6 protein-coding genes and 3 pseudogenes are annotated in these 13,474 nt (G+C 37.6%); all 9 read left to right on the top strand.

What is annotated here, in order from left to right; genetic code table 11:
* On the top strand, positions 1-344 hold a 344-nt coding region (locus ACFIKH_RS07980), incomplete at its 5' end, for a YadA-like family protein (protein WP_375627467.1).
* A gap of 705 nt (positions 345-1,049) precedes the next feature.
* Positions 1,050-1,922 carry a hypothetical protein gene (locus ACFIKH_RS07975; protein ID WP_375652052.1) on the top strand — a complete coding sequence of 291 codons (873 nt, stop codon included), beginning with the start codon at positions 1,050-1,052 and terminating at the stop codon, positions 1,920-1,922.
* Positions 1,919-2,191: a hypothetical protein gene (locus tag ACFIKH_RS07970; protein ID WP_375649060.1), complete on the top strand. Its 273-nt coding sequence runs from the start codon at positions 1,919-1,921 to the stop codon at positions 2,189-2,191. Before ACFIKH_RS07975 ends, ACFIKH_RS07970 begins: the two co-directional genes overlap by 4 nt.
* Before the next feature lie 145 nt (positions 2,192-2,336).
* A pseudogene (locus ACFIKH_RS07965) lies at positions 2,337-2,426 on the top strand (hypothetical protein); the annotation flags it as partial.
* Positions 2,383-2,841 carry a hypothetical protein gene (locus tag ACFIKH_RS07960; RefSeq protein WP_375649063.1) on the top strand — a complete coding sequence of 153 codons (459 nt, stop codon included), beginning with the start codon at positions 2,383-2,385 and terminating at the stop codon, positions 2,839-2,841. The pseudogene ACFIKH_RS07965 and the gene ACFIKH_RS07960, both read left to right, overlap by 44 nt.
* Positions 2,842-3,147: 306 nt before the next feature.
* Complete coding sequence (locus ACFIKH_RS07955; protein WP_375649065.1) at positions 3,148-3,438, top strand: hypothetical protein; 291 nt, start codon at positions 3,148-3,150, stop codon at positions 3,436-3,438.
* A pseudogene (locus ACFIKH_RS07950) lies at positions 3,426-3,881 on the top strand (YadA-like family protein); the annotation flags it as partial. The gene ACFIKH_RS07955 and the pseudogene ACFIKH_RS07950, both read left to right, overlap by 13 nt.
* A gap of 448 nt (positions 3,882-4,329) precedes the next feature.
* The gene (locus tag ACFIKH_RS07945; protein ID WP_375671427.1) at positions 4,330-9,783 is read left to right on the top strand and encodes a Vomp family autotransporter; all 5,454 of its coding nucleotides are present in this window, start codon (positions 4,330-4,332) and stop codon (positions 9,781-9,783) included.
* Between the two features lie 789 nt (positions 9,784-10,572).
* Positions 10,573-13,474: pseudogene (locus tag ACFIKH_RS07940) on the top strand (hypothetical protein); the annotation flags it as partial.

Genomic DNA, 13,474 nt, shown 5'->3' with positions numbered 1-13,474 from the left:
AGTATACGGATGAGAAAGTTTCTCATATTGTAAAAGATGGAGTTAATGAGGCTAATTCGTATACGGATATGAAGTTTTCGACATTAAGTTATGCTGTTGAGGATGTTCGAAAAGAGGCAAGACAAGCAGCAGCTGTTGGTTTAGCGGTAGCTGGTTTACGCTATAGTGATATTCCTGGAAAATTAACAATCGCATTTGGGAGTGGTTTGTGGCGCAGTCAATCTGCTTTTGCTTTTGGTGCAGGTTATACTTCAGAGAACGGTGATATTGGTTCCAACTTGTCAATTACCACTTCTGGAGGGCACTGGGGTATAAGTGCAGGGGTTAATGTGATACTCAACTAATAAACGATTAAATCCATAAAATTGAATTGCCTTTTTCTTGTTTAAGAAAAGGGCAATTTTTTTACCTTCTTCCAGAGTTCTCTAAAGCTATTCTAAATGTAAAAACTCTCGTAATTATATAAAATCCGAATATAAAAAGCTTATTACAAATTTTGTTGAGAATAAAAGACCTTAGTGGTAAAGATTCAAAAAATTGATTGCTATTTTTCTTTGATAATTAGGTAATAATCTTATTGCTCTATCCTATTATTTTGATTTATTAAAATGCTTCAAGCAATGTAAATACGAATATTACCCTTTATTAAAAGAAGACAGTTTTAGCTTTTATTTGCGTATAGTTTTAAATGTATGCTTTATGTTGATATCGTTATAACTTTTCATTAAAAGTCTTGTTTTTTAAATGACAAATTATCTTAAGAATAGAATAATTCAAAATATTATGTTTTTTTAATCAGTTTCCTTTTTTGTAGCTTCATAGTAAAAGTTTAATTTCTCCAAATTGTTTTAATCTAATTACGAGTATGAAAAGCAAATAGTGCAAATTCTTACAATTCAAAATATGTCTTTTTATGTTTTAGACATGGTTTTTTGTTAAGGGTTTGTTATGAAAAAAATTATTGATCATATTCAAGGGAAATAGCTCAAGTTTTCAGCGTTTATTTTATCGGTTGTTTGTAGCAACGTTTTCATTGGGAGTTGTGATAGTTGTTTTTTTATCGAATGCTATTCCTGTTTTGGCGAAAAATTGATATAATAGAACAGCTGCTTCAAGCCATGGAAAAAGCAACAAAGAGCTATTCTCAAGGAAAAATGCTCCTTTCTGTGTATGCTAACTCTAACAGCATTGGGGCTCTCTCAAAAGGTTTTGATTTATTAAAAGCAAGTTATTTAACAGCACTTAATACAGCAGCAATGGCACCAATAGTGGATGATTCTACAGATTATAGTGGCTATATCAATTTTCTCGTCAATACGCTTTCTATTAAGAGTAAGGATGGTTTTAGTGAGAGATTTCTTACCGATTCGCAATTGGTTATGAACAATAACTCTACAATTACAATGAGTTCTGAAAACAACGAAGATGCAAGGATTATCGATGGATCTGACACCTTGCGACATGATTTCATTACAAGAATGCAACGATTTACAGGTATGCAACGTACTCCAAACACAAGTATTGCTTTAGGTAGTGGAACGCAAGGGGAAAAAGAATGGAGCGTTACTGTAGGCAATATGGCTCACGCTTTGGGGAAAAGCAGTGTCGCAATAGGTGGTGAATATAATAAGAAGAGCAAATATGGAGATAATAATTATACAACTGCGAAGAGTGATTATTCAATAGCTGTAGGAGCCGTTTCTAAAGCCCTAGGGTATGGTTCGATTGCTCTTGGGTGCATATGCATTTTCTCAAGAAGCTATTTTATAGGTTCCTATTCTAACGTGACGGTTGATGGGGTGTTGCTATCGGGAACAACTCTGTGCCTGGTAGGGCTGCTGGCGTTTCTGGGTATATGTCTCTTCTGCAAGGACCGGCTAAAAACACCGAATCTCAATAGAAAAGTACGAAAGGTGAAGTGAATATTGGTATTCTTAGTAAGAACATAACGCGACAAATTATAGGCGTAGCAGCTGGTAGCAAACCTGCCGATGCAGTGAACCTTAGACAGTTGCAGGATTTAGAAGAAGTCGTAAGAAAAAAGGTTGGAAACTGTCTATTGCTGGTGAGACAGCTAAAGATTTTGGTGCCAGATAGTACAATAAATTTTCATTCGGAGGAAGTAATCTCAAGGTTAAAAGAGATAAGGACGATGAAAATAAGCTCATATTTGGTTTGGCTAATGACATAGTATTGAAAAGCATAACATTAGGAGAGAAAACAAAAGTAGATGCAATAGGCTTAGTAATTATTGATGTCCCGCAAATAACTACCGGTAGTATTAATGCGGTAAGTAAAAAGTAACAAATGTTGCAGAAGGAACTCGCAATACTGATGCAGTGAATTTTTCACAACTGAAGGAAGTAAAAAAAATAAGTAGCAGTGAGTATTTTTGTAAAACAGGAAACAGCAACGAAACACATTAACATTGGTAAGGATATAGATGGTGATAAAATTGATATTGCGAATAAAAGTGATAAATTACGGATAATTTCTGGTTTTAAGAAAGCAAAGAGAGATAAAGCATCAATGATGCTGTTAGTAAAAAAACAGCTTGAAGAAAGTTTAGAGAAACTTGCTAATGATTCTGCTGTTGTTTATTATGATAAAGAAAATAATGAAAATGGCACTATTAATTATGAAGGTGTGACTTTTGGAAAAACTACAGCTCCCGCTGCACTTCATACTGTAGCAAATAAAATTACGAAAAATTCCACCGATGTTGTCAATGGCGGTCAGCTTTATTCATTGGGTGATAAAGTTGCGAAATCTTTAGGTAGTGGAGCATCTTTTAGCGACGGTATTTTTACAGCTCCCACTTATAAATTATCATCAGATTGATGAAAAAGGTGCGGTAATAGGGAAATCATATAGCTACTCTAACTTATTTTACAGGTTTTGATCACAATATCAAGAATATAAATAATCGTATTAAAGGAGTCTCTGAGGGGGTGTGCAGGATTCTTTGTCATGGAGCACAAAGGATCAAGATTTTGTTGCAAAACATGGAGAGAAGCAAGAAAACAGCAAGATCACATTCCTTTCGGCAGAAGTTATTACAAAGAGTTCCACGGATTCTGTGACGGGGTGGAAAACTTTATTCACTAAATCAAACGCTTGCAAAATATTTTGGCGGTGGTGCTAGATATGAGAATGAAGAATGGACAGCACCAAATTTCAAGCTATAGAACCTTTGAAGAGAACAGCTATGATAATATTGCAGCAGCTTTTGCTGGCATAAATAGTGTTTTCGCGAAGCTTCATAATGAAATTTCTGGCAACATCGAGAAAAATGCTTTGTTATGGAGTAATGGAGCAGGGGCATTTGTGGCTCGGCATGGAAAAGACGAAAAAAAAGCTATAACGATATTGCTAATGCATTTAATGCAGGTCGTGGCGTTGATAAGAATAAGAAGGCGAGTAAGATTATCAATGTAGAGGGTGGAAAGGTAGAAGAAGGCTCGAAAGAAGCAGTAAACGGTGATCAGTTATATGATTACACAGAACAGCAGATGAAGACGGTTCTTGAAGATGCCAATAAGTATACGGATGAGCAAGTTTCTCATCTTGTAAAAGATGGAGTTAGTGAGGCTAATTCGTATACGGATATGAAGTTTGCAACGTTAAGTTATACTGTTGAGGATGTTCGGAAAGAGGCAAGACAAGCAGCAGCGATTGGTTTAGCAGTGTCTAATTTAAGTTATGATACTCCTGGAAAAATCAGTCTATCATTTGGTGGTGGTTTATGGCGCAGTCAATCCGCATTTGCTATTGGCGCTGGTTATATGTCAGAAGATGGAAAAATTCGCTCCAATCTCTCCGCAACGGGTTCTGGTGGTCATTGGGGTGTAGGTATTGGGCTTAATTTAATACTGAACTAGATAAGCAAAAAACTTTTCTTAAATATGCTCTTTGCCCTTGCCTCATCAAAGCGGGGGCATTTTAGTAAAAAGCTTTCATAAATCCTCTAATGAAGTAAAAAATCTTATTCACGAAAAATAAACTGATGCCTAAACGGATGATCAATAGGTACAAAAATTATATCTCTTTCAAAGAGGTCAAAGCTAAAAACGACACACAACCTTTGATAGAAAAAACGAAATTAATTCTAATATTAAGTGTTTTTTTACCTTCCTTAAATTGACTTTCACGAACTTGCCTCTAACTACCCTCTAAAGACGCTGTAGAAACAACAGTTTATGTCTTAATTTTATTTATGTCCTAAAACACGCTGTAAAAGCAGGAACACGCAAGGGAAATAAGAAAGCTTTAGAGTTCTAGAGCATACCTTTTTTGTGTTTTTAATCTATTATTATGAAGGGGGTTTTTATGAAAAAATTATATACTACACAAAATCTGCGTGATTTGAGGTTTTCTCGTTCACATCATCGATCATCATTGTTTAAAGTAGCTTCGTTGGGAACTGCGGTGGCATTGTTTTTATCGAATGCTTCTCCTGTTTTTTCAGCAAATCTCGATTTAACAAAAGCATCTCTTGAAAATGTGAAGAATGCCGCTGTGGTTTATCCGCAAAGCATTATCTCTGCGTATGATTACTATGATGGTGATAAGGAAAATTATTTAACAGCATTGAATGTGGCAATGGTGCCAAAAGTTGACGCTTCTGATGACGATGCAAATTTTTTAATCAAAACCCTTTCTGGTATAAGTAATGATGATCCTATTGTGAATGTTTTGAGGGCAGATGACAAAAACTCATTGGAAAGAACATTAGATACAGGCGGGCAATATAAAAAATTGATCATCAGTTCACAGGATGGTGAGAATACAGCGATTATTGATGCATTGAATCCTTCGCGCAATGACTCTATGGCTAGAATGCAGCGCGATACAGATATGCAACGTGACGTACAGGGTACTAGTGTCATATTTGGTAATGATATAACAAAGGCCGAAAAACTCCATAAGGATAGTGATATTACTGCTCTTGGCGCCAAAATAATAGTCAATGCTCCCGATGTGGTTGCTGTTGGTTATGGTGCGCAGGTGGATAATAGCTATACTGTTGCTGTAGGTCATTTGGCGTATGCTGTAGGTAAAAAAAGTATTGCAATAGGTAGTGAAGGTAGACAAGGTAGTAAACCGATCCCTTCTGAGGGGCGTACAATAGCGAAGGGTGAAGAATCAATAGCTATTGGACATCGTGCTAAGGCGGACAGTGAGGAATCTATAGCTCTTGGTGCTTATGCAAAAACGACGGTAAATTTAGGTGTTGCGATTGGGAGCGAGTCTGTGGCTGATGTTGCTGCTGGCAAACTTGGTTATAATCCTTTAATTAAAAGCTCGTCAGAAGATGACAGCACGATATGGGCAGCCACACTAGGTGCAGTGAGTGTTGGTGATGCTAAATCAGAGAAAACGCGCCAGATTGTAGGAGTGGCAGCTGGTAGTGGCGACACTGATGCCGTTAATGTTGCACAGCTAAAATCGTTACAATCATACGTAGACCAAGGTTGGACACTATCTGTTGGGGGTAAAGATGCTAAAGCCGTTGGTATAAAAGATACCGTAGATTTGTCAGCTGCAAGTGACAACCTTAAGATCACAAAAGGTACGGAAAACAATAATGTGACATTTGATCTAGCTAAGAATATTACAGTGGCAAGTGTCACTGCAGGGAACGCCTCTATGAGTAGTGATGGCTTTCTGTTTGCTGATGGGGCTAAAATAACTGTGGATGGTATTGATGCTGGCGAACAAAAGATTACAGGAGTAGCAGCTGGGAAAGAAGCTGATGATGCAGTGAATTTTGCGCAGCTACAAGAGATAAAAAATCAAATAGCAGAAAATAGTTTTGTTAAGCAAGATGATGGAGAAGAAGGTCGTATCACCATTGGTATGGCAACAGGTGGTTCTGAAATCAATATTGCAAATAAATCGGGTGAAGATAGGATAATTTCCGGTGTAAAGGCTGCTGTAAACAATAATGACGCTGTTAATAAACAACAGCTCGATGGTCAGATTGCAGATGTTGTTGACACCATAAAAAGCAATAGCCTTGTTAAGCGAGAAGAAGAGACAAATCGTATTACTATCGGTAAGAATATAGAAGGCGCAGAGATTAATATTGCAAACAAATCAGGTGATGCTCGTACAATTTCCGGTGTGAAAGAAGCAGTTAATGATGATGAAGCTGTTAATAAAAAACAACTTGATGGTGAAATTGCAGATATCACGGACAGTATTAAGGTCATTAAAGAAGCAAATAGCTTTGCGGTTCTTTATGATAAAAATGCAGATGGCACCATTAATTATAATAGTGTGACTTTGGGGGGTAATAAGACTACGGCACCAGTTGCTCTCCATAATGTACAAGCTGGTACAATTGCAGAAGGGTCGAATGATGCAATTAATGGCAGCCAGATTAATAAAATATCCGGAGATGTTGCAAACTATTTTGGTGGTGATGCGGAATTTAGAGATGGTGCTTTTTTAGGACCACAGTATAATTTATCTACAGTTTCTGCCGAAGGTTCTGGAGAACAGAAAATCTTTTATAATGTTGGTGACGCTTTGACAGGGCTTGATGCAAATGTAAAGAATGTGAATAGTCGCTTAACATATGTAGTCAATGACTTTACTCAGAAAATTGATGGTGTTTCTAAAGATTCTCTCTTGTGGAGTGAAAATGAACAAGCATTTGTTGCTCTTCATGTAGCAAACGGAGAGAAGACAGACAGCAAACTCACATTTTTGAAGGATGGAGACATTTCTGCTAACTCAACGGATGCTGTAAATGGTTCGCAGCTCTTTACGACTAATCAGAATATTGCCACTGTTACGAATGATCTAGCAAAAATTTCTCAAAATACATCTCAATATTTGGGCGGTGGTGCAGATGTGGTCACTAATAAAGCACCAACCTATATGATTCAGAACACTGAATATAACGACATTGGTTCTGCTTTTAGTACTGTTGATAATTCTATCACGAATATCCAAAATCAGATTACGAATGCGACGAAAAATAGCCTCGTTAAGCAGGAGGAAAATGAAGGTACTATCACTGTTGGTAAAGCAACAGGTGGAACTAAAATCAATGTTGCAAATAAGAACGGTGATGCTCGTACAATTTCCGGTGTAAAAGCTGCAGAGCGGAATGATGAAGCTGTTAATAAAGAACAGCTTGATAAAAGTATAGAGAAGATTTCTAAGGATATTAATCTCACAACAGCTGCTGCAGTTCTCTACGATAAAGAAAATGGTGCTGTTAATTATGGTAGTATAACTTTAGGTGGCGATAAAAATAAAGAGCCAGTAGCTCTCCTTAATGTCAAAGCTGGCGAAATTGCTGAATATTCAACCGATGCAGTAAATGGGGACCAAATTAATCAAATCTCCCAAGATATAGCAAATTACTTTGGTGGGAATGCGGAATTTAGTGATGGTTATTTTGGGGGACCAGAGTATAATTTATCTACAGTTTCTGCGAATGGTAAGGTGGTTCAGAAAACCTTTGAAAATGTTGGTGACGCTTTGACGGGTCTTGATGCAAATGTGAAGAATGTGAATGATCATTTAATAAATGTGACAAATGATTTTACACAACAAATCAATAATATTACTCAAGAAGTCAAAGGGGATGCCTTGTTGTGGAATAATGATGAGAAAGCATTTGTAGCACAGCATGGAGAGGGAAGAACCAATAGCAAGATTAAGTATCTTGCGAATGGAGATATTTCTGAAGATTCAACCGATGCTGTAAATGGTTCACAACTCTTTGAGACCAATCAGAATGTTACCACTGTCACAAATAATCTTTCAACAATTGCTAAAAATATATCAAAATATTTTGGTGGTGGTGCAGATGTATCTAATGGTAAAGCGCCAACGTATACTATTCAGGGCAAACCACATAATGATTTTGGATCTGCTTTTAGTACTGTTGATAATTCTATCACGAATATCCAAAATCAGATTACGAATGCGACGAAAAATAGCCTCGTTAAGCAGGAGGAAAATGAAGGTACTATCACTGTTGGTAAAGCAACAGGTGGAACTAAAATCAATGTTGCAAATAAGAACGGTGATGCTCGTACAATTTCCGGTGTAAAAGCTGCAGAGCGGAATGATGAAGCTGTTAATAAAGAACAGCTTGATAAAAGTATAGAGAAGATTTCTAAGGATATTAATCTCACAACAGCTGCTGCAGTTCTCTACGATAAAGAAAATGGTGCTGTTAATTATGGTAGTATAACTTTAGGTGGCGATAAAAATAAAGAGCCAGTAGCTCTCCTTAATGTCAAAGCTGGCGAAATTGCTGAATATTCAACCGATGCAGTAAATGGGGACCAAATTAATCAAATCTCCCAAGATATAGCAAATTACTTTGGTGGGAATGCGGAATTTAGTGATGGTTATTTTGGGGGACCAGAGTATAATTTATCTACAGTTTCTGCGAATGGTAAGGTGGTTCAGAAAACCTTTGAAAATGTTGGTGACGCTTTGACGGGTCTTGATGCAAATGTGAAGAATGTGAATGATCATTTAATAAATGTGACAAATGATTTTACACAACAAATCAATAATATTACTCAAGAAGTCAAAGGGGATGCCTTGTTGTGGAATAATGATGAGAAAGCATTTGTAGCACAGCATGGAGAGGGAAGAACCAATAGCAAAATTAAGTTTCTTGCGAATGGAGACATTTCTGCTAACTCAACGGATGCTGTAAATGGTTCGCAACTTTATTTGATGAGTAATCAGCTTGCTGCGTATTTTGGTGGTGGCGCTGGCTATAATAATGGACAATGGATCGCTCCTACTTTCAAGATAGCACAATTCAATAATGACGGCAGTTCTGGTGAGAAGAAGACCTATCATGACGTTGCCAATGCTTTTGACGGCGTGAGTGAGAGTATGTCCAAGATAAACAATCGCATTCAAAATGTTGAAAACAATGTCTCGTCCAATGGTTTAAATTGGAATGAACAGAAAAAAGCCTATGACGCTAGTCATGATGGTCAACCAAGTAAGATTATCAATGTAGCAGATGGTAAAATTGCAGAAGGTTCAAAAGATGCAGTCAATGGCGGACAGCTTTGGCAGACCAACGAACGTATCACTGGCGTTGAGAAAGATATTAAGCATATCGAAAACAGAGTCGACAATATTTCCGCTACGGTTACGGATATTGGTGAAACGGTTTTCCATATTGAAAACAGAGTTGATAATATTGAGAACACGGTTAATAATCTTTCTGATGGTGCAGTTAACTATGATAAAGATGCTGATGGTAAAAAGACCAATAAGATCACTCTAAAAGGTGGCAACGAAAGTGAACCTGTTATGATTGATAATGTTGCGGATGGTCGTATTGAGAAGGGATCAAAAGAAGCTGTAAATGGTGGTCAGCTCCATGGCTACACTGAGCAGCAGATGAAAATTGTTCTTGATCAATCAAAGCACTACACAGATCAACGGGTGAATAATATCGTTATCGATGCTATTGATGATGCTGTTGATCGGGCTAACCAATATACAGATATGAAGTTTAATATTTTAAGTTATGACATTAAGAGTGTACGCAAAGAGGCAAGACAAGCAGCCGCTGTTGGTCTAGCAGTATCCAACCTACGTTACTTCGACGACCCAGGATCTTTGAGTGTCTCATTTGGTAGCGGGGCATGGCGTGGACAATCTGCGTTTGCTCTTGGTGCTGGTTATACATCTGAGAACGGAAAAATCCGCTCTAATCTCTCTGCCACGAGTGCTGGTGGTCACTGGGGAATAGGTGGAGCAATTACTCTGAAAATAAAATAATACGAACAACGAAAACAGAACCAAATAATCACCCTTATTTATTGAAATGAGGGTGATTTTTTTTACAGACGTACAGTATTTATCTAGAGATAAGCATAATATTTGATGACGATATAAACTTTAAGGTTTTATAGAAGACTCTTATATGCTTTTATTGCAAAAATATCACAAATAGAATCCATATTGCTAAAAAGTTATATTTTTATGTTGCTATTTTCTTGAACAGTCTATAATAATACGGAAATGTGTATTAGTAAGACTCATTTTGATGAAATAACTTTCAGGGGGAGATAAGTAGTGCGTAAAAATAAAAGGCAAATCACAAAATCACGCATATATCATTACATGACATTTTAAAAAGAGAAAACCTAAATAAAAAACGATTTTCCAAGGAATCTATATCCCGAACATATTACAATTTCTTTTTACTTTACTTGTTATTAACAAAAAAATGCTTTCTAATAAAACTAAAACCTTTTTCAAAGGATTTTATAGTAGAGACTACAAAGTAAAAAGTAATATTAAATATGCAATACCTCTTTTTTATTTAGGAAAAACAGCACATCAAAACCCATAGACTTTAAATGTATTAACTTTATGTCAAAAAAACATAAATCAAAAATAAACATTTAAGCCTCAACACAGAAAGCGCAAAAAACTAAAGACTCAAAACGTTCACACGCTAAACAACGATCCTCCATTCTGAATTCCGAGAAGATCAATAATGCTAAAATATGTCTTTTTTATGTTTTGGAGGTGTTTTTAAGTTTTTTCATTGGAGAATTTATTATGAAAAAATCATATGCCACACTAGCACACGATGATGCAAATGGGATTCATTTTCCTTATCCGTTGTCTTTGGTGAGGGCGCTTTTGTTGGCTGCAATAGTTGCGTTTTTATCGAATGTTTCTCCTAGTTTTTCGGCAAATGTCGATGTAAGCAAAATATTCCTTGAAGGTGTCGAGAGCGCTGTTGTAGGAGCTCCACGAAATGTTATTTCTGCTTATGATGGCGATAACAGTGAGTTAGATGCTTCTAATGCATCAAAGGAAAATTATATAACAGCGTTGAATGTTGCGACAACACCTAAGGTGGATGCTACCAGTGACTACGTAAATTTTCTGGTCAATACTCTTTCTAGTAACAGTGATAATAATTCCACAATAAATACTTTGACAACAAGACAACTCATTCCTGTTAGTGAACTGCAGCGAGACACGAAAGCTGATAAAGGTATTATGTTGGGCGATACTGCAAAGGCAACTACTTATTCAAGTATTGCAATAGGTAGAGATGACCCAGATTGTAAAAATATAGGCGGTAAAACTGGTTGTGTTGGAGCGTTGGCAACAGCTGAAAGAGCAATTGCTATAGGTTTAGCAGCTGAAGCTAAGGAAAAACAGGGGATCGCTATTGGTGTTAATTCATTGGTATCGGCTAGCAGTGCTATTGCTATAGGTCCCTTTACAAAGGCTACAACAAAAAATAGTATAGCCATGGGTTATCAAGCAAATGCAAAGGGGAATAGAGGTATTGCTATAGGCCATGATTCGCTGGCCTCAAAAGAGGATACCATTGCTATAGGTTACACAGCTCAGGCCTTGGGTGCGAGCAGTGTCGCAATAGGTTCTGAGTATCATGAAACTGATGCGAAGGATGATCATACAACAGCGGCAGGTAGTTATTCGACGGCCGTTGGTGCTGTTTCTAAAGCTTTAGAGTATGCTACGACTGCTATAGGTCATCGTGCAAAGTCAATCGCAAAGTATTCTACTGCTTTGGGTTTTTATGCAGAAGCAAGGACAGAAGGAAGTGTTTCTTTAGGGGATTATTCTATCGCTAATATTGCTTCTGGTGTGAGCGGTTATGATCCTATAGCGAATGCAGATGCAACAGATAGTGCATTGTCATGGAAAAGCACATCAGGTGCAGTGAGTATTGGAAGTGTTGGTGATAAAAAAACGCGACAGATTATAGCGGTAGCAGCTGGTAGTGCAGATACAGATGCAGTGAATGTTGCGCAGTTGAAAGCGCTAAGAAAGTACGCCGATAAAGGTTGGAAACTCTCTGTTGGTGGTGCAAATTCTAAGGCTGTTGCGATTGAAAGCACGGTAGATTTTTCCACTGGAAGTACAAATCTTAACATTACAAAAGGCGATAAAGATAATAATGTAAAATTTGATTTGGCTCAAGATGTTGCATTAACGAGCTTAAAGGCAGGCACAACCACCCTAGATGCAAAAGGTCTGGTCATTACTGATGGTCCGAAAATAACGACCGATGGTATTGATGCTGGAGGTAAAGAGATAAAGAAAGTTAAGGCTGCAGAACTCACTGAGACTTCACAACAGGCAGTGAATGGATCGCAGTTATTTACAACAAATAAGGAAATTGCTGATGTAAGAGATAGTATCCTTGTTAAGCAAGAAGAAGAGATAACTTTAGCGCGTAGTCTCCGTGCGGGGGGATCGGGTGCTATCACCATTGCTAAGGAAACAGGCGGCACTAAACTAAGTATTTTCAACAAAGACGGTAAAGAACGGACAATCGCCGGTGTGAGTTCTGGTGAACTCTCAGGAACCTCGACAGATGCGGTTAATGGCTCACAGCTTTTTACCACCAATAAAAATGTTACTACAGTTGCTGAGCATACAGCGAAATATTTGGGCGGAGGTGCCAAGTATGAGGGTGAAGCGTGGACAGATCCAAGTTTCAAGGTTAAGACCGTTAAGGAAGATGGCACTGAAGAAGATAAAAGCTATACTGATGTAGCTTCTGCCTTTGAGGGTGTAGGGACTTCTATCACAAATGCAAAAAAAGAGATTATCAATAAGATTACTAATGCGAAAAATGATTCTTTGAGCTGGAGCGAAGCAGATAGTGCCTTTGTAGCGACGCATGGAGAAGGAGAGAAAAAAGGCAATAGCAAGATTAAGTATCTTGCGAATGGAGACATTACTGCAGACTCAAGTGATGCGGTTAATGGCTCACAGCTTTTTACCACCAATGAAACTGTTACTAAGGTTGCTGAACATACAGCGAAATATTTTGGTGGTGATGCTAAGTATGAGAATGGTGAATGGACCACTCCAAGTTTCACGGTTAAAGCTGTCAAAGATGATGGTGTTACAGTTGAAGAGAAGAAGTATGATAATGTTGCGGATGCGTTAGCAGGAGTAGGGACATCTTTCACGAATATTAACAAAGAGATTAACAAGGTTGTAGGTGATAACCTAGTTAAACAGGATACAGACAGCAAGACTATCAAGATTGGTGCGGAGACGGAAGGCGCTACAATCAATATTGCAAATAAGAGTGGTGCTGATCGTGTTATTTCCGGTGTGAAGAAAGCAGAGAATGACAATGAAGCGGTTAATAAAGGCCAACTTGATAAGGGTTTAAAAGACCTTTCTGATAATCTTCAGTCTGATGAATCAGCAGTTGTTCATTATGATAAAAATACAGATGAAGGAAAAACCATTAATTATGAAAGTGTGACGTTGGGGAAAGGTAAAGATGCTAAGCCCGTTGCTCTTCACAATGTAGCTGTTGGCAGTATTACAAAGGATTCACGTGATGCCATTAATGGTGGACAAATTCATACCCTCTCTGAAGATGTTGCGAAGTTTTTAGGTGGTGGTACAACCTTTACAGATGGTGCTTTCACGGGACCCACCTATAAATTATCTA

This window comes from Bartonella sp. SD1336NMGDW (assembly GCF_042193565.1).
GTDB classification, from domain to species: Bacteria; Pseudomonadota; Alphaproteobacteria; order Rhizobiales; family Rhizobiaceae; genus Bartonella; species Bartonella grahamii.
Note: the sequence above shows the minus strand (reverse complement) of the source record. Positions and strands in the feature narration are given on the sequence as shown.

Bases quoted from the DNA above. Each gene is read 5' to 3' on its own strand.
- ACFIKH_RS07955 (WP_375649065.1), top strand. From the start codon at position 3,148: ATGAGAATGAAGAATGGACAGCACCAAATTTCAAGCTATAGAACCTTT.
- ACFIKH_RS07945 (WP_375671427.1), top strand. From the start codon at position 4,330: ATGAAAAAATTATATACTACACAAAATCTGCGTGATTTGAGGTTTTCT.